Below are 20,977 nucleotides of genomic sequence, written 5' to 3' on the forward strand. Positions count from 1 at the left end.
TTGGTTGGTTACCGGATTGGTCAGATCCTCTTTTAGTCTATTTATTTAGTGATTATATTGATTAATCTTCCTTCAATAGAGAAGCGCACATTACTGGTTTCTTCCAGCATTTTTAAAACACCTGATATATTTTCAGATCGGGAAACGGAGCCCGTAAACGTGGGTACGCTTACCGGGGTATGAACATACTTGATCTCGACGTCATACCATCGTGAAACTTTTTTCAGAATGCTGGTTAAGGATTCATTCGTAAATACAAATTCTCCGTTTTTCCAGTCAATGGCATCGTTAACATTTACCTGTTTCACACTGAATTTTTCGCCCGTGAGCGAAGATTGTTCACCTGGTTTTAAAATAACTTGTTCATTTAACTTTACAGAGCCTTCCAACAGCGTGGTTTTAATCAGCTGTTCATCAGGATAAGCATTCACATCAAAGTGAGTTCCTAAGACCTGAACTTGTTGTCTTCCGCTTTTCACAATAAAAGGATGTATTTTATCTTTGGCAACTTCAAAATAGGCCTCTCCGCTTAATTCAACTCTACGCTCTTTTAAAGCAGCAAAAGAGACCGGATATTTCAAGGAAGAGGCTGAGTTAAGCCAGATTTTGGTTCCATCAGGTAAATTCAGCTGATACTGCCCTCCACGAGGTGTTTCAATCCTATTGTAACCTGCAATTCCCTTTTCCCCCTGATCGGCAACGGTGTAAACCAATTGCCCGTCTGCAGTTTTAGTAATCTTTATTCCTGCTTCTTCTGCAAGTTTCCCGTTAGCCGAATTTGTCAATACAAGTTTCTTCCCATTGGCCAATGTCAGATAGGCTTTGTTACTCCCTGCAGGGATGTCATTTGTATAAGCTCCAGACTGGATTGGTTTAGATAAGGGCTGCTGCTGATTAAAATACAGACCAACACCAACGATCAAAGCTAAAGATGCCGCTGCGGCCATATAAACCACTGATTTCCGATATTTATGATTCCAGGATTGTTTTTTATTTCGCTCCAGTGATAACCACATCTGGTCACTTACCTCATGAAGTTCTTTTTCCGAAAGACCGGCTTCATCATTCTGGTGAAGTTGATGCAACCAAAGTTTGGCAATAGCTTCTTCCTCCGGATTATAATTGCCCGAACTTATCTTATCCAATACCTCTTTTACATCTTTATTCATTTGAATTCTTTCCTGTTATTGCCCAACAAGATTAAAGACGATTTAGCAAGATGAATTAGGTACAGCTAGTGAAAATAAAAATGCAACAAACTGATATACAGATCAATAATTTAAATCTATATTTTTAAGATCCACAAAAGATAAGCTACCAAACCTAGCTTTATCCGGAGATGTTTCATTGCTCTCTTAAGTTGTGTGGATACAGTATGCTCGGAGACGCCTAGGTGCAAGGCAATTTCTTTGGTACTTAAATAGTTCTTTCTTTTTAAAATATAGATCTCTCTCATTTTAGGCGGCATTGCGGCAATTTCCTGTTCTATTAAACTGGAAATATCCTTTTCCCGGATCAGGTAATCCGTTTCTACAGAATCGAGTTCAATATAATGCGCTCCGCTTTCGGCATATCTTTTAATAATCCCTTTATGTTTGAAAATATCAAATATTTTATGAAGTACCGCTTTATAAAGGTATGCAGATAAACATACCTTTAAATGAATCTTGTTGCGGTTGTTTAATAACCAGGTAAAAACGTCCTGAACAACATCTTTAGCCTCTTCTTTGTTTCTCAGCTTTTTATAAGCATACAAGTACAAAAGTTTATCGTACCGGAGATAAATTTCCCTAAACGCAGCATCATTGTCCTCGTTTAACAAAAGAATCAATTCACTGTCAGTAAGGGCATTATATTTGGCCATAAAGCATACAAGTTATTCATTTTATTAAGAAAAGGAAGTCGTAAAATTATATTTCTGATCCTTTTTCAAAGAAAACGATTTTTATGCTTTACCTGCTATATCCTGAAAATTAAGTTTAAAGGTGCTCCTCTAATTCCTATTACCGCTTTTAGCTTGTCTGATTGCCTGATTATCTTTGAGATTAAGACGATATACAAAGGTCAGCCGATAGCGTGCCGCATTTGGAATACTGGTCTGTGCCATTACATAATCATTTCCAGTTGTGGTGGTCTGATACCGATGAAGATTGAATGCATTTGTTATATCAAGTAATAAGGTTGCCTTATCTTTCAGCAAGTTCTTACTTGCGCCAAGGTCAATTGAAATTATGAGTTTCACACCATCGGGTTTGCTTAAAACGGTAAGCATTGAATTCAGTATTCAGTTGCAACCATTGCAGTGGATTATATAAAGCAGACAATTCTGCTCCCTGTCGTGTTTCCCCATCAATATTTACAGGCGTAGTGACAAAAATACCATCCTGATTCCTGAAAATATAATTTTGAATAGTTCCTTTATTATTTTGATAATATACTGAAGGGTTCAGTGTAAAAGTATTCCAGCGCTGCAAGAAGCCCAGTTCAAAAACATTCGCATAAGAAGGATTCAATTCCGGATTACCAACAAACCTGGCATTAAAAGATCAGGCAGAAAAAATAATTATACGTCCGGGAAGTAGTTATAGCCTCTTACTTAAGAATGGTGAAATACTACCTATTGGCAGATCAAGGTATAAGGAGCTAAAACGAAAGATGATTTAACGCTTTGAATTTTCAATAAACTTTTCATTATTATTGGCACATGAATATTGAATTAATAAAGGTGTCAGTCTCCAATATCATTAAATTACAAGCAATCTGCGTATCCGCTTATGCTGAAAACTTCGGCGACCACTGGAACGAAAATGGTCTCGAACTTTATCTTGAAAGTGAATTTAGCCAGGAAAAACTTACTGCAAATCTGAAAAACAAGTTTTTGGAATACTATTTCATTAATCTTAATGAGGAATGTATTGGGTTCATCCAGGCAAATTACCAGGCGAATCTTCCAGAGCAAATAAATAATGAGGCGGCCGAACTGAAGAAAATCTATATGCTGCCAAATTATAAGGGCGGTGGAATCGGGACTTCCGTAATCAAACAGTTCATAGAAATTGTCCGCTCAAAAGAGAAAAAGATTTTGTTCCTGTATGTGATAGATCAGAACTCTGCAGCAATCAGGTTTTACGAAAAAACAGGATTTAAATATCACAGTAAAACAGTTCTTGATGTTCCTTTCTTCAAAGAGGAACTTAGAGGCATGAACTGTATGTGTATGACTTTATAGCTGGGCAAATCCAAATTAACTCCATGGAAAAACCTCAACTTTAATTGTAATAGATGTGATCAAGCTGGCTAACATAGTTACTCTTATTCCGCAAAAAGTTATAAGATGAATTTCAGTGAAGGAGTACACTCATTTTAACAATAAAACCTCAGTATGGTACTTAGGTTTTATTGTTAATCAAAAAATGAAAATTATTTGTAATTGTAATCGACAATTACTCCATTAATAGCTAAACGTTTATTTTTAACCTGCATTTTACCCTGAGCAGGAACGCTGATCAAAACAACTGATCTTAGTGCTGGAATAGTAACATTAACTGCTTTAGATACATTGCGGGCCACATAGCGCTGAGCAACCAGATCGTAAACATCTGATTTCGCCCCGGCAACTTTGAAAGAAATGCTTTTAGATGTAGGGTAAGGATTATAAAATAAATGTGTCGGATAAGCATCTTGTTTAAAGAAGTCGGTAGCCAGTAAATCCAAACCTAAAATACCTTTCACTTCTGTCTCTTTGACGATGCTGCCAAAAATCCCGGCATGCCCGCTTCCATATACACTAAATTGCGAAACCTCCGGATTTTGACCAGGGACCCATTTGGGGCCGTCGCCCTGTGCTACCGGAGCTTTCAAAGTCTGGTATAAAGTGTCAAAAGTAGAAGCCTTTGCAAAGCCTTCATAGGCAATTACCCCTTTGGTCACATCGGCCAGATCAGGGATGGTTTGATGTTCCACTGGCATATACTGGGGATAGAAAAGTCGCGACGCATTCACGGCATTCAACATCCATTTTCCGATGGCGTCTGCATATTCAGGTTTATACCTCACCATAGGGACCAATGGCCATGCCGCATCAAAAGTATTCATTAAAAAGGCATACCCACCATGATCTACAGTGCTACCCACGGTTCCGGAAATATCAAAACCATTCCAGTTCCCAACCAGGAAACCCCAGCCCTCTCTACAAACTGCATTACCATCAAACGTCCAGTCCAGCATTTTAGCCACATCAAAATTTGTTCCTTGTTCTGCATTCATCCTGGCCGCTACATAAGCGCCAAAAGGCATCAGCAACTCATAAGTAGGATTGATCTTTTCACTTTCCAAAGCCTTCATGGCACTTATTGCACCTTTCAAATAACGTGGATCACCAAACTTTTTATAGGCTGAATACAAAACGTATGCATGTCCAGCGGCTACGTCCGGTTGGGCACAGATGTGTGTAGACATAGGTTTCATTTGTCCATAATCAAAATATGAATATTTGTAATTGCCGTTCAAAATGGAATCGGCCTTGTAAAATTTCTCTGCGATGCTTCTGGCCATAATTTCAAAACCAGGCTCTGATGGGTATTTGTCGTAAACTGCATAAAACAACACATTGGGATACACATCGTACCACCAATCGCGACCGTAACCACCACCCAACAGTGCAACTTCAGGCGCGGTATTATTCATCATGATGCCCCATCCAGTATCCTTGTTGAAATAATTCCGCAGCATACCTACATAGTTTAACTCTTGTTGTTTGCTTTTATCGAGTCCGACCAGGGTAGCGCCTAAAACAGCCCCCATATTGGCCAGCGCTTCATGAAACATGCCTTTATTATGATTTAATCCTTGTCTCACATCTCCAACAGCGGTATACATTCCTAAGGTTGGTTCTTTAAAGTTTTTGCCAGTACTGTCTATCCAGACCATTGGCCAATATTTCCCTTTAGCGTTGAAATCATATATGGTGCGATCAAATTTAAGTGCCATAGCTTTCCAATCTATAATTTGAAGCGGTTGAGGCAGATCGGCCATCGCGTCCACACGACTGATATTAACTTGCTTAACCTGAGCCTGTGAAAGCGTAAATAAAAATAAGGCAAGGAAGGTAGAAGAGGAAATCAGTTTAAATTTCATAAACAAAAATATTATATCTAAAAATAAAGGAAAATACTTTGGTTATGAAGCAATTGGATAATTAGAGTATTTACATTTTGGGAATATCATGGATCAAGTGATAAACTTGTGGAGCAGGCTGTTTTTTAAGCATAAATTTTGGCACGCTCAACAGAAAGTCTTTGCGATCACGGGTTGCGCTTACGCCTGTGGAAGTTGCGCTGAAAGCTTTCAATTTGCATCGGAATGACTCAGGGGAAACAAGTCCGGGCTGTTCGTAAATAAATTCAAAATAGCTGAATAATAAATCTGTATCGGCCGGGTACTGCCCGGGTACTGCCTGAGTACTCGTTAGGGTAAGAGCAGTGCTAAAGTAACGCGAGAGCATGGCAAGTCCAAGTCAAAACAACTAGTTGAAATGACTTAGAGTTGCTATGCTTAAAGCCTGTTTACAACCTGCTTTCACCCCGATCTCTATTCAGGCACAACTAGATCATAACCGGATGAAGATTAATGGAATTATAATTTTCCCTTTGACTAACACACGGACAACTGCGGACAATTGCAGACAGCTGCGGACAATTACGGACATTTTTTACGCATCAGGATAATCTTTAACGCTAATAGCCTACATTGGTGGAAAGGCATTTATTTATTTATTATGGGAAGTTTAACGGGTAAATTTTCAAAGGGAATCCTGGGCGATTTCATTTTTAAAGCAGCAGTTTGGAGTACAGGTTGTTTCAAAAGTTCTGTAAGGGGCACAATGAAACAATCAATGGAAACCGAAAGCCATCAGAGAACTTTCGTAAAAGTAGCAAGCCTGGAAAAATCAGGAAGTAATCAGCTGAGTAAAGAATCGTAACCAGCTGCTTTGAACTCAAAAAATATCAAACCCAAAACTTGAAATTTAATCCCTGATCCACAAGTTGATGACTTGATCCAATATCATGGACTGTAGAACCTGCCATAAACAAGAAAAGCCTTAGATTTCTCTAAGGCTTTCAGTGCACTTGTAGGGATTCGAACCCCAAACCTTCTCATCCGTAGTGAGATGCTCTATCCAATTGAGCTACAAATGCATTTCCCAATTCTGTATCGCTTTGGGATTGCAAAAGTAGTATTTCTATTTGAAATTCAAAACTTTTTTCAAATAAATATTCAAATAAATAAAGCGTCTTACCCTTATTAGCCCTCTACAACTTTCTTAATTGCATCGAAATCAGGAAGATCACCTGCCGATTCTAAAACTTCAGCATAAATAATTTTTCCTTCTTCATCGATCACAAAAGCCGCTCTTTTTGATACACCTTTCAAATTATAGACGAATTCTTCATAAATTGACTGGTAAGCAGCAGACGTTTCTTTGTTAAAATCTGATAATAAAGGGAACTGGTAGAACTGTTCTTCTTTAAATTTAGCTAATGTAAAAGGTGAATCCACAGAAATACCTAATACTTCAGCATTCATTCCCTGGTAAAAACCAAAACTATCTCTCATTGTACAAAGCTGAGTAGTGCATGTACCAGTAAAAGCCATTGGAAAAAACTGTAATACTAATTTCTTTCCTTTGAAATCAGCTAATGATGTTTCTTTTAAATCGGAGCTGAATAATTTAAAATCCGGAGCCTGATCGCCTATTTGTAATCCCATTTTAATATATGTTAGTTGTTTGTATAATTAGCTATTTGACTTCCTGTTCACTCAGCCTGTCTCTTTCTTTCAACTGTATGTCCAGTAAAGCCAGTCCCTGCTCAAAACTACGTGGTGCATAACCAAGCTCAAGAATAGCCTTATCTAATATAAAACCAGTCCTTACTGGCCTTGGTGCCGACTGATTAAGAGAGGCCGCACTAATCTCTGTAATCAATTCCTTATTTAAACTCCAGAAATCAGCAACTTTGAATACCAGTTCTGAAATACCCATCATATCCTTCCCAGAAATATTAAACACACCCTGTGCATCTTTCTCTATTACTAAAAGGCAGGCATCTGCCAGGTCTTCTGCAAGAGTCGGCATTCTCCACTGATCATTTACTACGTTAATAGGAGTTCCTTTTTCCAGCGCGCCCTTAGCCCATAATACAATATTACTTCTGCTCTCATCACTGATAATACCATAGACAATAATAGTGCGCAGAATAGCCCATTTGCACAAAGCATTTTTTATCAGTTGCTCCGCTTCTAATTTTGTCTTTCCGTAATAACTTAAAGGGTTCGGGGCATCCGACTCAAGATACGGGCCATTTAGCCCATCAAAGATAAAGTCCGTAGACAAATGAACCAACTGTATAGCGTATTCTTCACAAATCGTGATTAATGTTTTTACCGCTTCCACATTAAGTGCATAAGCCAGCTCTTTTTCCGTCTCACATTTATCAACATTTGTTAGTGCTGCAGTGTGAATGACTGCATCGGGCTTATAACGCCCCAAAACTTCTCTGACATTCGCAGGATCAAGTATATCCATTTCTGCATAGGCATAGCCCAGAGCAGTCTTAAAACGATTTTTACCTTTCGAAGTTGCCACCAGGTTAAACTGCTTCCCCGACAATATTGCGGAGGTAATTTTCTGTCCGAGAAGCCCGTTACTGCCCGTAACTAATACTGTTTTCATGCCTACTAAATTATTGATAAAAAAACTGTGGAAAAACTTTTTATTTATATACAAAAATTATATCGAAAATCCTTAGCTTTGCAAACCGAATTGAAGCCTTTAAAACGGCCTTTAACAATTTGATATTTATAATTTTACCAAAAACAATATATGCCTAACATTGGAAAAATAGCGCAGATTATAGGACCGGTAGTAGACGTGAGTTTTGCTGACGATGCTCATTTACCTCAAATCTTCTCTGCATTAGAGATTGAAAAAGAAAACGGACAGAAGATCGTTTTAGAAGTTCAACAACATCTTGGTGAAGACCGTGTCCGTGCAATTGCAATGGACTCGACTGATGGTTTAGTACGTGGAATGGCCGCAGTAGATACTGGCTCTCCTATCAAAATGCCTATTGGTGATCAAATCAAGGGTCGTTTATTCAATGTTGTAGGTGAAGCTATTGATGGAATTAACGCAGTTGATAAAACTGGTGGTAAATCTATTCACAACGCCCCTCCACGTTTCGACGAACTGTCAACAGAATCAGAAGTACTTTATACAGGTATCAAAGTAATCGATTTATTAGAGCCTTATGTTAAGGGTGGTAAAATCGGATTATTTGGTGGTGCAGGTGTAGGTAAAACTGTATTAATCATGGAATTGGTAAATAACATAGCGAAAGCATATGCTGGTTTATCAGTATTCGCAGGTGTTGGTGAGCGTACACGTGAAGGAAATGACCTTTTACGTGAGTTCATTGAATCTGGTGTAATTAACTATGGTGATGAGTTCCTTCATTCAATGGAAAAAGGTGGATGGGACTTAAGCAAAGTTGATACAGAGAAATTAAAAGAGTCAAAAGCAACATTGGTGTTCGGTCAAATGAACGAGCCTCCCGGAGCTCGTGCACGTGTAGCTTTATCAGGATTAACTGTAGCTGAATACTTCCGTGATGGTGATGGCGAAGGCGCTGGAAAAGATATCCTTTTCTTCGTTGATAACATCTTCCGTTTCACTCAGGCTGGTTCTGAAGTATCGGCACTATTAGGTCGTATGCCTTCTGCAGTAGGTTACCAACCAACCCTGGCAACAGAGATGGGATTAATGCAAGAACGTATTACTTCAACTAAACGTGGATCAATTACTTCCGTACAAGCAGTTTATGTACCTGCGGATGATTTAACTGACCCGGCTCCGGCTACAACGTTTGCCCACTTAGATGCAACAACAGTATTATCACGTAAAATTTCTGAGCTAGGTATTTACCCTGCTGTAGATCCACTGGATTCTACATCACGTATCCTTTCTCCAGCTATTTTAGGAGATGAGCACTATAACACTGCACAACGTGTGAAAGAAATTTTACAACGTTACAAAGAGTTACAGGATATCATCGCGATCTTAGGTATGGACGAGTTATCTGAAGAAGATAAATTAATCGTTCACCGTGCACGTCGTGTTCAACGTTTCTTGTCACAACCTTTCCACGTAGCTGAGCAATTTACAGGCTTAAAAGGTGTATTGGTTGACATTAAAGAAACCATCAAAGCATTTAACATGATTATGGATGGTGAAGTTGATGAATACCCTGAAGCTGCATTTAACTTAGTAGGTGGCATCGATGATGCAATTGAAAAAGGAAAGAAACTATTAGCTGAAGCAAACGCTTAATTAAAGCGTATACACTCAACATATGACATTAGAAATATTAACACCAGATAAAAAAGTCTTCGAAGGCGAAGTTACAGCAGTTACTGTACCAGGAACGATGGGATCTTTTCAAATTTTGAGAGACCATGCTCCTATTATTTCAACTTTAGAAGATGGACCAGTAATTATTAAAAGCAAAACTGATGAACAAACCTTTATTATTAAAGGTGGAGTTGTAGAGGTTTTAAAGAACAAGATTATTGTTTTAGCTGAGGGTGTAGCTTAATATTTAATCATAAATTATCAAAAGAGAGTGCTCCAAAAGGGCACTCTCTTTTTTTATGCGCTATTCATACTTTAATGCGTCCACAGGGTTTGCCTTCGCTACCTTGAAAGTTTGCAGACTAACAGACAGTACCGCAATCAATACTGATAATATCAATGCCGTTAAAAAAGGCCAGTAACTAATTTCTATCTTATAATCATACTTTTGCAGCCATTTAACCGCCAGGATATAAGCCACAGGAATCGAAATTAAGTTGGAGATAATCACCAGTTTAATAAAATCCTTGTTCAAAAGAATCAGTATATTTTTCATATCCGCCCCTAACACTTTACGAATACTAATTTCTTTACTTCGCTGCTCTGCCATATATAACGCTAAGCCAAGTAAACCAAGGCAGGAGATAAAAATAGCGAAACCACCAAACACATTAGACAGCGTACTTAAAATCTTCTCATCATGGAGCTTTTCTGCCATTTGCTGATTAACAAAAGTCATCTCAAAAGGATAATCGGGATTAAGTTTCTGACTTAATACCTTTATCTTCTCTATAGACTGGGTTATATTGGCTGCTGGGTTAAGACGCAATACGAGCATATCAGCATTATCTTTTTCCGTATAAAAATATAATACAGGTTCCACCTTTGTTCCTAAAGACGAATAGATGTAATCCTTCATCACACCAATAACTGTAAAAGTCTGGCCCCAATCACCATTGCTGATTTGAGCACCAATAGGATTTTTAAGATTCATTGTTTTCACCGCAGTCTCATTCAGCACAACAGCCAATGAATCACTGCCAAAAGCACGGTTAAAATCACGTCCCAAAAGTATTTTAGAACCAATAGTTCGTGTAAAATCATAACCAGAAAAATGGAGTTGCATCTTTATTTGTTCATTCTTCTGTTGGCCTGGCCATCCTATTTTCTCTGTACTCACCGAATTGTTTGTCACTCCGTTGGCTGTTTCTGTCGCCCCGGCTATTGCACCAGATTTAATCAATTCCGCTTTAAAAAGATCCAGCTTTTGGTGAGTTCTCAAAGTTCCTGACCTCCACAACTGGACCAGGTTATCTTTATTAAACCCCAGAGGCTTGGTGTTCATATACTGCATCTGATTATGTACAACTATTGCGCATACAATCATACATATAGAAAAACCAAACTGAAGAACCACCAATACTTTACGTACAGGCAAGGAAGTCTTGCCTGCTCCCCTGAATCCTTTCAATACTTTAACAGGAATAAATGACGACAAATAAAATGAGGGATAGCTTCCTGCAAGCAAGCCTGTGATTATAATCAGCAGAATTAGTACCAGCCATATACCATAAGAATTATAAGCAACAGCTATATGAATACCTAAAAGATTATTAAAATAAGGCAATGAAATTTCCAGCAGAACAAATGCGAGCACCATTGCCAAAAAAGACAACAATAGAGATTCTATGAGGAACTGCCATGCTATTGCCTTTCTGGATGATCCCAGCGTTTTACGAACACCGACCTCTCTGGCTCTTTTCTCAGAACGCGCAGTAGAAAGATTCATATAATTTATACAGCCGATAAATAACACGCAGCCGGCCAGCATTAAATATAACCTCACCTGGTCAATATTACCGCCAATCAGCTTTCCATTTTCAAAAGAGTTGTATAAATGATTTTTCTTAAATGGGAAAAGAAAAAACTCAATGTATTTATCGCCATTCTGTTTCTGCATGAATATCTTTCTCATTTGTGCATCTGCAGCTGTAAACGAACTTTTATCTTTCAATTGAATGAGTGTATTCAATGCCCCATCACTCCAATCCATGCGTGTAAAGTAAGGCCGCTCCTTTTCCAGTAAAGACCAGGTCATCAACATATCAAACTGATGACTTTGATTCGCTGATAATTTCTTAATAACCGCAGTCACCACTAGCGGAACACGGTTATCAAATTTTATGGTCTTACCTACAGGGTCCGCACCTCCAAAAAACACCCTGGCCGTTTCTTCCGTAAGCAATATGGATGAAGGCGCTGATAAAGCTGTTGCAGGATTCCCTTTGATAAATTCGTAATCGAACATCTGGAGAAAAGAAGGGTCAGTATAAATGATTTTTTTATTATAACTGTTCTCCTTATAGCTGAAAAGTCCCCCACTCTCTGCTAAACGACAAGTATATTCAATTCCAGGTATGATTTGCATAGCAGTAGCCGCAAGCTGACTGGGCGTACAATAGGCACGATTCGTAGTAACCTTGTCACTCATCCGGTCATTTTCATACACAGAATATATCCGGTCAATATTCTTAAACTGCTTATCGAAACTCCATTCGTAATTCACATATAATAACAATAGCAAACAACTGGCGAGCCCGATTGCCAGTCCGCCGATATTGATCAGCGAAAAGACTTTGTTATTCCATAGGTTCCGCCAGGCGATTTTTAGGGTAAGTTTGTACATGTCAGTTTACTATGGTTAAGATATCAGTTAAAATCGGAAGATGCTAACTTTATGCCAGACTCAAAACACAGATTAAACCACTTAACAATCAGCATTTTAATTAAAAATAAAAGAGTTACTGTACATAATCGAACATAATTGTTCGATTATGTACAGTAACTCTTTTTCAGGTATGTATTTAACTGGGTCCTTCATTTTAGCCGACAGCATTATTCAAGGTCTTCCAAATTACCTTTGATCTATAATCCTGTTTCAGACATAATTTTCGCTAAGGTTCTTGACCCAATTTTTTCAAATTTTTTAAGACTTCCAACCATTTTAAGCAGAATTTCTCCAAAATTATAATGCAAGCATAAAACCTATACCGAATACCGATATCATATTTGGTATAGTAGACACCAGTTTTAGAAAGGTTAATCCTATTTCATGCAAAATTTTATATTGAATTAACACCTATTTTATACATTATATTTTTTTTCATTTATTTTCATTCTGCTATTGACAGTTTGTAAAGCAAAAACTAAATTGTATTTATATAAAGCAAACATAAAATACAAGAAAATGCAAGGTTTATTCAAAGCGCAAATTAATGTCATTATTAACCTGATTATTCTGCTGATTCTTCAGGAGAGTAAGGCGCTGTAAATGAATATTTAACCTAGAAAAATATCCGAAAGCGCCTCCCAACAGAGGCGCTTTTTTAGTAAGAGCAAAACCAAACCACCGAAACCAAGAAAAAATGCAATACTACGATTCAGCCACAGTACTTTACCTAAACGGGAAGTTTATCAAAGCCCCGGAAGCCAAGACAAGCTTGTATAGCCAATCTTTACATTACGGCTATGCAGTGTTTGAAGGTATCCGTGCGTACAACACACATAACGGAACCAGAATATTTAAAGCTAAAGAACACTATGAGCGTTTGAAGCGTTCTGCTGAACTGATGCACATTCCATTTCCATACGATATTAACGACCTGATTAAACAGACCTATAAATTACTGGAAAAGAATAAATTAAAAGACGCTTATATCCGTCCTTTAGTGTATTGCGCACCTAATATGACCTTATCACCGGCAACAGAAGTTTCGATTATGATCTGTGCCTGGGAATGGGGAGCATATCTTGGAACACAATTACAGAAAGTTTGCATTTCCAGCTACCAAAGACCAAATCCTAAATCTACACATGTAGAAGCTAAAGCCAGCGGACACTATATCAATTCAATATTGGCGACTACCGAAGCAAAAAGCAAAGGTTTTGACGAAGCTATTTTACTGGATATGAATAACAATATCGCTGAGGCACCGGGAGCTAATATTTTCATTGAGAAAAACGGTAAATTATATACACCGCCACTGGGAAATATACTTGCTGGAATTACCAGGGCAACGGTTCTCAGATTATGCAAAACACTAGATATAGAATGTATTGAAAAACACTTATCGGTGGATGATTTGAAAAATGCAGACAGTGCTTTCTTCTGCGGAACAGCGGCAGAAGTTATTGGTATAGCCTCTGTAGATGAAGCAGTTTTCCCTGCAATCTGGACAGAAACCTTAGGTGCAACTATACAACGCACCTATAAAGCATTAGTATTAGAGAAACAAAACTACGAAGTAATCATATAAAACCTATAAAAAGAGAAGATGTCACAAGAAGCACCAGAACTGAACCGATACAGCAAAGTTTTTACACAAGATCCTACCCAACCAGGCGCACAAGCGATGTTATATGGTATTGGTTTAACCACAGAAGATATGCAAAAAGCACAGGTGGGTATTGCCAGCATGGGGTATGATGGAAACACCTGCAATATGCACTTAAATGATTTGGCTAAAATCGTTAAAGACGGCGTGTGGAAAAATGATATGGTCGGTTTAACCTTCGGTACAATTGGTGTGAGCGACGGGATGTCAAATGGTACAGACGGCATGCGCTACTCACTGGTTTCCAGAGATGTAATTGCAGACTCCATTGAAACAATCTGTGGAGGACAATACTACGACGGTCTGATCACTATTCCTGGTTGTGATAAAAACATGCCAGGCTCAATCATGGCCATGGGACGCTTAAACAGACCTTCGATTATGGTTTACGGAGGAAGTATCCATTCAGGAAAATACAAAGGAAAATCTTTAAATATAGTCTCCGCTTTTGAAGCACTAGGAGAAAAATTAGCGGGTAACTTATCAGAAGAAGATTACCAGGGCATTATCCGCCATACCTGCCCCGGCGCGGGAGCTTGCGGCGGTATGTATACTGCAAATACCATGGCCTCAGCAATTGAAGCCTTAGGTATGAGTTTGCCATACAGCTCCTCTTATCCAGCATTAAGTGACGAGAAGAAAGACGAATGTTTCCGTGCAGGAAAAGCAATCAGAGTCCTGTTAGAGCGCAACATTCTTCCTTCAGATATTATGACTGACAAAGCATTTCACAATGCAATTGTAACGGTAATGGTGTTAGGCGGGTCGACAAACGCAGTACTGCATTTAATCGCTATGGCTAAATCTGTAGGCTTAAGTTTGAAATTAGAAGATTTCCAGAACATCAGTGACAACACACCTGTTTTGGCCGATTTAAAACCAAGCGGTCAATATTTAATGGAAGATGTTCACGAAATAGGTGGCATACCAGCCGTGTTAAAATACCTGTTGAAAGTTGGATTGATCCACGGAGATTGCATTACTGTTACTGGTAAAACCATAGCAGAAAACGTAGTCGATGCAGTTGATCTTAATTTCGATGAACAGAAAATCATTTTCCCGGTAACCAGCCCGTTAAAAGCTACTGGTCACTTACAAATGCTTTATGGTAACCTGGCCGAAAAAGGTGCAGTAGCTAAAATCAGCGGTAAAGAAGGAGAAAAATTTGAGGGTCCCGCCCGTGTATTTGAGGGTGAACAAAAATTGATTGCAGGAATTCAAAGTGGAAAAGTACAACGCGGTGATGTAGTTGTAATTACCAATGTTGGTCCAAAAGGAGCACCAGGAATGCCGGAAATGCTTAAACCAACTTCTGCAATTATTGGTGCAGGTTTAGGTAAATCAGTGGCATTGATTACTGACGGACGCTTTTCGGGAGGTACCCATGGTTTTGTAGTCGGTCATATTACACCAGAAGCCTGGGATGGAGGAAACATCGGGTTAGTTAGAGATAACGATATTATCACGATAGATGCAGTAAACAATACATTGCAATTAAACATATCTGACGAGGAACTTGCACAAAGAAGATCCGAATGGAAACAGTTACCACCACCCGTCAAAAGCGGCGTCCTTTATAAATACCTGAAACAAGTAAGTAATGCGAGCGAAGGCTGTGTTACTGATGCTTACACTGATTAATTAACCTAAGCCCCAATTTAAACGCGAACAAAATGGACACTACACAAGAGGTAACGACCAAGCTGGCAGAACCTAAAAAGACCACGCAGGTAACAGGCTCGGTAGCCTTGCTGGAAGGATTAATTGCCGAAGGAACTGAAACTATTTTCGGCTATCCAGGCGGAGCGATTATGCCCATCTATGATGCTATTTATGACTATAAAGAAAAGTTAAACCACATATTAGTAAGACATGAGCAAGGCGCTACACACGCCGCTCAGGGTTTTGCCCGTACTTCGGGTAAAGTCGGCGTAGTCTTCGCCACCAGCGGCCCTGGAGCAACCAACCTGGTTACCGGACTGGCTGATGCACAAATAGACAGTACTCCTTTAGTTTGTATTACAGGACAAGTATTTGCGCACCTTTTAGGAACTGATGCCTTCCAGGAAACTGATGTAATCAATATTACTACACCAGTTACCAAATGGAACTACCAGGTAACAGATGCCAGTGAAATCCCTGCTGCACTGGCCAAAGCATTTTACATTGCCAGAAGCGGCAGACCAGGTCCGGTATTAATTGATATCACCAAAAATGCGCAGATGCAATTATTTGATTACGAAGGGTATGTTCCTTGTAATCATATCCGGAGCTACCGTCCAAAACCAATTGTCAGAAATGAATATATTGAGCAGGCAGCGGCTTTAATCAATAATGCAAAAAAACCATTTATCCTTTTTGGACAAGGCGTATCCTTAGGTAATGCAGAAGAAGAATTCAAAGCTTTTGTTGAAAAAAGTGGTATCCCTGCGGCCTGGACTATTTTAGGAGCTGGTGCAATTCCGACAGACCACCCACTGAATGTAGGAATGCTGGGCATGCATGGTAATTATGGCCCTAACGTACAAACCAATTCATGTGATGTCCTGATTGCTATCGGAATGCGTTTTGACGACCGGGTAACAGGTCGCCTGGATAAATATGCAAAACAGGCAAAAGTTGTCCATTTAGATATTGACCCCGCTGAAATTGATAAAAACGTAAAAGCAGACGTACCTGTTTGGGGAGACTGTAAAGAAACCCTGCCTTTATTAACAAAACTCGTTACTGAAAAAACACATGCAGGCTGGTTAGCAGAATTCAAGGCTTATGAAAAAATTGAAAAAGAAGAGCTGATCGAACCTGAATTGAATCCGCAAAGCGGAGAGCTGACCATGGGCGAAGTTATTCATCAATTGAATATCCTGACCAAAGGCGAAGCCGTCATTGTAAGTGATGTAGGCCAGCACCAGATGGTAGCTTGCAGATACGGGAAACTGAATGCAACCCGTCTTACGGTAACCAGTGGTGGACTAGGAACTATGGGCTTTGGTTTACCAGCGGCCATAGGTGCCAAATTCGGCGCGCCAAATCGTACAGTAGTTGCAGTAATTGGTGATGGAGGATTCCAAATGACCTTACAGGAGTTAGGCACAATTATGCAATTCGGTGTTGATGTCAAAATCCTGATCCTGAATAACCAGTTTCTGGGTATGGTTCGTCAATGGCAGCAATTATTTAATGAGAAACGTTACTCATTCGTAGACATTACCAGTCCTGATTTCGTCAAACTTGCTGAATCGTATTATATCGCCGGCAAGAAAGTTACTGAACGTACTGACCTGGTTGGTTCATTAGAACAAATGCTGCAGCATCCCGGATCATTCCTTTTAGAAGTGATGGTAAGTAAAGAACATAATGTATTCCCTATGGTTCCTCAGGGCTGTAGTGTAAGTGAAATCAGACTTAAATAATTAACGATTATGAGCAATTCTCAGGATATAGAGTTAGCCAATGCTAAACAAGAATTTACCATTACGGTATATACTGAAAATCAGATCGGTATACTTAACCGTATTGCGATTATATTTTCAAGACGGAAGATCAATATTGAAAGTTTGAATGTTTCACCTTCTGAAATTGAACACATCCACCGTTTCAATATTTTAATTACTGAAACCGAAGAAGTGGTTCGTAAACTGGCCAGACAAATTGAAAAACAGGTAGAGGTTCTCAAAGTATACTTTAATACAAATGAGGATATCATCTGGCAGGAATTAGCCCTGTACAAAGTACCTACGGATACTATTGTAGAGAAAGTAGTCGTTGAACGTTTACTTCGTGAAAATGGCGCCAGAGCTGTTGTGATCCGTAAAGATTACACTGTATTTGAAACTACAGGTCACCGTACAGAAACAGACAAACTGATCGAAGTATTACAACCTTACGGGCTGATTGAATTTGTCCGCAGTGCACGTGTTGCGATTATCAAAGACAGCGAAGGCTTCAATAGTAAACTAAGAGAATTTGAACGCCTTGATCCAGGTCAGGATGTGATTGAAAATGAATTCCTCGACAAAGAAAAGAACGTATTTACAATGTAATCCATTGTGGGATAAAAGTTAGCCAATAAACAATTAAAAGAACCTTAAAAATCAAAAAACAATAAACGATGTCAAATTATTTTAACACACTTCCTCTTAGAGAAAAATTAAACCAATTAGGTGTTTGTGATTTCATGGACAGTTCAGAATTCCTGGATGATGTAAACGCATTAAAAGGAAAAAAACTAGTTATTGTAGGCTGTGGTGCACAAGGACTAAACCAAGGTTTAAACTTAAGAGATAGTGGTTTAAATGTTTCTTATACTTTGCGTAAAGAAGCTATTGAAGGCAAAAGAGATTCATGGAAAAATGCAACAGAGAATAATTTCACTGTAGGTACTTACGAAGAATTAATTCCTGAAGCTGATGTTGTCATCAACCTGACTCCGGATAAACAACATACTGCAGTAGTTACTGCAATTATGCCATTAATGAAAAAAGGCGCTACTTTATTGTATTCACACGGTTTTAACATCGTAGAAGAAGGCATGCAGATCCGTAAAGATATTACGGTAATCATGGTAGCTCCTAAATGTCCGGGGAGTGAAGTAAGAGCAGAATATGTAAGAGGTTTTGGTGTACCAACTCTAATCGCTGTACACCCTGAAAATGATCCGGAAGGAAAAGGTCTGGTACAAGCAAAAGCTTACTGCGTTGGAACAGGCGGACACAGAGCTGGTGTATTAAAATCATCTTTCGTTGCCGAAGTGAAATCAGATTTAATGGGTGAGCAAACTATCCTTTGTGGTTTATTGCAAACAGGTTCTATCCTTTCTTTCGATAAAATGGTTGAAAAAGGAGTAGATGCAGGTTACGCTTCTAAACTTGTTCAATACGGTGTTGAAGTGATTACTGAAGCTTTAAAACAAGGTGGAATCACTGCCATGATGGACAGGTTAAGTAACGTAGCGAAGATCAAAGCTTTTGAAATCTCAGAAGAATTGAAAACAATTATGCGTCCATTGTTCCAAAAGCATCAGGATGATATCATGAGTGGTGAATTTAGCCGTACCATGATGGAAGACTGGGCAGCAGGAGATAAAAATTTATTAGCATGGCGTGCGGCTACTGGTGAAACAGCTTTTGAAAAAACACCAGCAGGCAATGTAAAAATCGGAGAACAAGAATACTTTGACAATGCTTTGTTAATGGTTGCCTTTATCAGAGCAGGTGTTGAATTAGCCTTTGAAACTATGGTAGAAGCGGGAATTAAACCTGAATCTGCTTACTATGAGTCTTTACATGAAACTCCACTGATTGCCAATACCATTGCGCGTAAAAAGTTATTTGAAATGAACAGAGTAATCTCTGATACTGCAGAATATGGTTGTTATTTATTTGATCATGCTTGTAAGCCTTTACTGGCAGATTTCATGAAACAAGTGGATACTGATCTGATAGGTAAAAACTTTAACGAAGGCAAAGATGGTTCAGTAGACAACAGAGCACTGATCGCAGTTAATGAAGTTATCCGCTCTCATCAGGTTGAAACTATCGGTGCAGAACTGAGAAAAGCAATGACCGCAATGAAATCAATTAAAACAGCATAAGAATAATATAAAACCTCTCAGGTTAATAACCTGGGAGGTTTACAAAACAAGCATAAGATGTCAAAAACATTAGTAGAAAAAATATGGGATGCACACGTTGTAAAAAGCGAAACAGGGTTTCCTGATATTCTATATATTGATACGCACTTAATCCATGAGGTAACCTCACCGCAAGCTTTCGATGGCTTACGCAAAAGAGGCTTGCCAGTTCTCCGTCCGCAACAAACGGTGGCTACTGCCGACCATAATGTACCCACTATCGATCAGCTGCTGCCGATCAAAGAAGAGCTATCCCGTTATCAGGTTGATATGCTGACTAAGAACTGTGCAGAATTCGGTATCGAACTTTATGGTCTGGGACACCCGTTTCAAGGAATCGTTCACGTAATCGGACCTGAACTGGGAATTACGCTACCAGGAAAAACGATGGTTTGCGGCGATAGTCACACTTCTACACACGGCGCTTTTGGTGCAATTGCATTCGGTATTGGTACCTCACAAGTAGAACAGGTTTTTGCGACACAATGTTTATTGCAGCAAAAACCGAAGACCATGAAAATTGAGGTTAACGGTACTTTAGGAAAAGGCGTGTCTGCTAAAGACATTATTTTATACATTATTTCTAAAATATCAGCCGCAGGCGGTACTGGTTATTTTATAGAATATGCAGGTTCGGCAATTGAGGCTTTAAGTATGGAAGCCCGGATGACGATTTGTAATATGAGCATAGAAATGGGTGCCAGAGGTGGATTAATTGCACCTGACCAAATCACTTTCGATTATATCAAAGGCAGAGAATTTGCCCCTGCAGGTGCAGAATGGGATAAAGCCCTCGCCTACTGGAAAACTTTGTACAGTGATGCAGACGCCAAATTTGATAGTGTATTAACCTTCAAAGCTGAAGATATTGCTCCAATGATTACTTACGGGACAAATCCGGGTATGGGTATGGGCATTCAGGAAAATATTCCATCTACAAGCTCACAACCAGATAAAGAACAATTGTCTTATCAAAAAGCACTTGATTATATGGGATTCGATGATGACTCTTCATTAATCGGAAAACCTGTTGACTATGTATTTATTGGAAGCTGCACCAATTCCCGCATCGAAGATCTGCGTGAAGTCGCAGAATTTGTAAAAGGAAAACAAAAAGCAGAAAATGTAACGGTATGGATTGTTCCAGGTTCAAAACAGGTGGAACAACAAGCCAAGAATGAAGGCCTTGACCAGATATTTGAACAAGCGGGCTTTCAACTTCGCGAACCAGGCTGTAGTGCATGTTTGGGAATGAATGAAGATAAAATACCTGCTGGAAAATACTGTGTTTCTACTTCAAATAGAAACTTTGAAGGTCGCCAGGGCCCAGATGCAAGAACTTTACTGGTAAGTCCGCTAACAGCGGCAGCAGCGGCAGTTACAGGAAAAATTACAGATGTAAGAGAAATGTTGACCAGAGCCTAGAAAAAAACGTGATGAAACCATCATGTGCAGCAGAATAAAACCGAAGCGAACAAAATCAGCTAGCACACGATAGCTTCATGACCATTAAACCACGCAGTGCTCTTGAGTACCAGTAAA

18 protein-coding genes, 1 tRNA gene and 1 pseudogene are annotated in these 20,977 nt (G+C 39.1%); 10 read left to right on the top strand and 10 right to left on the bottom strand.

Features of this window, described 5'->3' with window-relative positions:
• Nucleotides 1-41: 41 nt before the first annotated feature.
• The 4 genes and pseudogenes from ABIB30_RS13930 to ABIB30_RS13945 form a co-directional block, all read right to left on the bottom strand.
• Complete coding sequence (locus ABIB30_RS13930; protein ID WP_354302980.1) at nucleotides 42-1,169, bottom strand: FecR family protein; 1,128 nt, start codon at nucleotides 1,167-1,169, stop codon at nucleotides 42-44.
• Between the two features lie 116 nt (nucleotides 1,170-1,285).
• Complete coding sequence (locus ABIB30_RS13935) at nucleotides 1,286-1,864, bottom strand: RNA polymerase sigma factor (protein ID WP_354302982.1); 579 nt, start codon at nucleotides 1,862-1,864, stop codon at nucleotides 1,286-1,288.
• 129 nt (nucleotides 1,865-1,993) lie between these two features.
• The gene (locus ABIB30_RS13940) at nucleotides 1,994-2,242 is read right to left on the bottom strand and encodes an outer membrane beta-barrel protein (RefSeq protein ID WP_354302984.1); all 249 of its coding nucleotides are present in this window, start codon (nucleotides 2,240-2,242) and stop codon (nucleotides 1,994-1,996) included.
• A pseudogene (locus ABIB30_RS13945) lies at nucleotides 2,220-2,531 on the bottom strand (TonB-dependent receptor domain-containing protein); the annotation flags it as partial. The gene ABIB30_RS13940 and the pseudogene ABIB30_RS13945, both read right to left, overlap by 23 nt.
• A gap of 173 nt (nucleotides 2,532-2,704) precedes the next feature.
• Between ABIB30_RS13945 and ABIB30_RS13950 the strand changes: the two are divergent.
• Nucleotides 2,705-3,229 carry a GNAT family N-acetyltransferase gene (locus ABIB30_RS13950; protein ID WP_354302986.1) on the top strand — a complete coding sequence of 175 codons (525 nt, stop codon included), beginning with the start codon at nucleotides 2,705-2,707 and terminating at the stop codon, nucleotides 3,227-3,229.
• Nucleotides 3,230-3,420: 191 nt separating this feature from the next.
• Here the strand turns inward: ABIB30_RS13950 and ABIB30_RS13955 are convergent, their stop codons facing one another.
• A complete protein-coding gene (locus ABIB30_RS13955; RefSeq protein ID WP_354302988.1) occupies nucleotides 3,421-5,136 on the bottom strand; it encodes a hypothetical protein in 1,716 nt (571 codons plus the stop codon).
• Between the two features lie 70 nt (nucleotides 5,137-5,206).
• Nucleotides 5,207-5,503, bottom strand: coding sequence for a hypothetical protein (locus ABIB30_RS13960; RefSeq protein ID WP_354302990.1), 297 nt, complete (start codon nucleotides 5,501-5,503; stop codon nucleotides 5,207-5,209).
• 273 nt (nucleotides 5,504-5,776) lie between these two features.
• Between ABIB30_RS13960 and ABIB30_RS13965 the strand changes: the two genes are divergently transcribed.
• Nucleotides 5,777-5,980 carry a hypothetical protein gene (locus ABIB30_RS13965; protein WP_354302992.1) on the top strand — a complete coding sequence of 68 codons (204 nt, stop codon included), beginning with the start codon at nucleotides 5,777-5,779 and terminating at the stop codon, nucleotides 5,978-5,980.
• Between the two features lie 143 nt (nucleotides 5,981-6,123).
• On the opposite strand, the gene ABIB30_RS13970 is transcribed toward ABIB30_RS13965, so the two are convergent.
• The 3 genes from ABIB30_RS13970 to ABIB30_RS13980 all read right to left on the bottom strand — a co-directional run bounded on the left by ABIB30_RS13970 (nucleotide 6,124) and on the right by ABIB30_RS13980 (nucleotide 7,732).
• Nucleotides 6,124-6,197: transfer RNA gene (locus ABIB30_RS13970), tRNA-Arg, on the bottom strand.
• 106 nt (nucleotides 6,198-6,303) lie between these two features.
• Complete coding sequence (locus tag ABIB30_RS13975) at nucleotides 6,304-6,768, bottom strand: redoxin domain-containing protein (protein WP_354302993.1); 465 nt, start codon at nucleotides 6,766-6,768, stop codon at nucleotides 6,304-6,306.
• A 31-nt stretch (nucleotides 6,769-6,799) separates the two neighbouring features.
• On the bottom strand, nucleotides 6,800-7,732 hold the full coding sequence (locus tag ABIB30_RS13980) for an SDR family oxidoreductase (RefSeq protein ID WP_354302995.1): 933 nt from the start codon (nucleotides 7,730-7,732) through the stop codon (nucleotides 6,800-6,802).
• 150 nt (nucleotides 7,733-7,882) lie between these two features.
• Here ABIB30_RS13980 and atpD point away from each other — a divergent pair, with 150 nt between their 5' ends.
• The gene (gene atpD, locus ABIB30_RS13985; RefSeq protein WP_068406747.1) at nucleotides 7,883-9,388 is read left to right on the top strand and encodes a F0F1 ATP synthase subunit beta; all 1,506 of its coding nucleotides are present in this window, start codon (nucleotides 7,883-7,885) and stop codon (nucleotides 9,386-9,388) included.
• A gap of 22 nt (nucleotides 9,389-9,410) precedes the next feature.
• On the top strand, nucleotides 9,411-9,653 hold the full coding sequence (atpC, locus tag ABIB30_RS13990; RefSeq protein WP_068406744.1) for an ATP synthase F1 subunit epsilon: 243 nt from the start codon (nucleotides 9,411-9,413) through the stop codon (nucleotides 9,651-9,653).
• A gap of 60 nt (nucleotides 9,654-9,713) precedes the next feature.
• Here atpC and ABIB30_RS13995 read toward each other — a convergent pair whose 3' ends face one another.
• Nucleotides 9,714-12,095 carry an ABC transporter permease gene (locus tag ABIB30_RS13995; RefSeq protein WP_354302997.1) on the bottom strand — a complete coding sequence of 794 codons (2,382 nt, stop codon included), beginning with the start codon at nucleotides 12,093-12,095 and terminating at the stop codon, nucleotides 9,714-9,716.
• Between the two features lie 739 nt (nucleotides 12,096-12,834).
• Here ABIB30_RS13995 and ABIB30_RS14000 point away from each other — a divergent pair.
• The 6 genes from ABIB30_RS14000 (at nucleotide 12,835) to leuC (ending at nucleotide 20,860) form a co-directional block, all read left to right on the top strand.
• Nucleotides 12,835-13,725, top strand: a complete 891-nt coding sequence (locus ABIB30_RS14000; protein WP_354302999.1) for a branched-chain amino acid transaminase — start codon at nucleotides 12,835-12,837, stop codon at nucleotides 13,723-13,725.
• Between the two features lie 18 nt (nucleotides 13,726-13,743).
• Nucleotides 13,744-15,444 carry a dihydroxy-acid dehydratase gene (ilvD, locus tag ABIB30_RS14005; RefSeq protein ID WP_354303001.1) on the top strand — a complete coding sequence of 567 codons (1,701 nt, stop codon included), beginning with the start codon at nucleotides 13,744-13,746 and terminating at the stop codon, nucleotides 15,442-15,444.
• A 32-nt stretch (nucleotides 15,445-15,476) separates the two neighbouring features.
• Nucleotides 15,477-17,216, top strand: a complete 1,740-nt coding sequence (ilvB, locus tag ABIB30_RS14010) for a biosynthetic-type acetolactate synthase large subunit (protein WP_354303003.1) — start codon at nucleotides 15,477-15,479, stop codon at nucleotides 17,214-17,216.
• Between the two features lie 9 nt (nucleotides 17,217-17,225).
• On the top strand, nucleotides 17,226-17,846 hold the full coding sequence (gene ilvN, locus ABIB30_RS14015) for an acetolactate synthase small subunit (RefSeq protein WP_183868717.1): 621 nt from the start codon (nucleotides 17,226-17,228) through the stop codon (nucleotides 17,844-17,846).
• A 68-nt stretch (nucleotides 17,847-17,914) separates the two neighbouring features.
• Nucleotides 17,915-19,396: a ketol-acid reductoisomerase gene (gene ilvC / locus ABIB30_RS14020; RefSeq protein ID WP_354303005.1), complete on the top strand. Its 1,482-nt coding sequence runs from the start codon at nucleotides 17,915-17,917 to the stop codon at nucleotides 19,394-19,396.
• A gap of 57 nt (nucleotides 19,397-19,453) precedes the next feature.
• Entirely contained in the window at nucleotides 19,454-20,860 is a 1,407-nt protein-coding gene (gene leuC, locus ABIB30_RS14025; protein ID WP_354303007.1) for a 3-isopropylmalate dehydratase large subunit, read from the top strand.
• Nucleotides 20,861-20,977 lie beyond the last annotated feature (117 nt).

The sequence above is a fragment of the Pedobacter sp. UYP1 genome (genome assembly GCF_040547305.1).
In the GTDB taxonomy this organism is placed as follows: domain Bacteria; phylum Bacteroidota; class Bacteroidia; order Sphingobacteriales; family Sphingobacteriaceae; genus Pedobacter.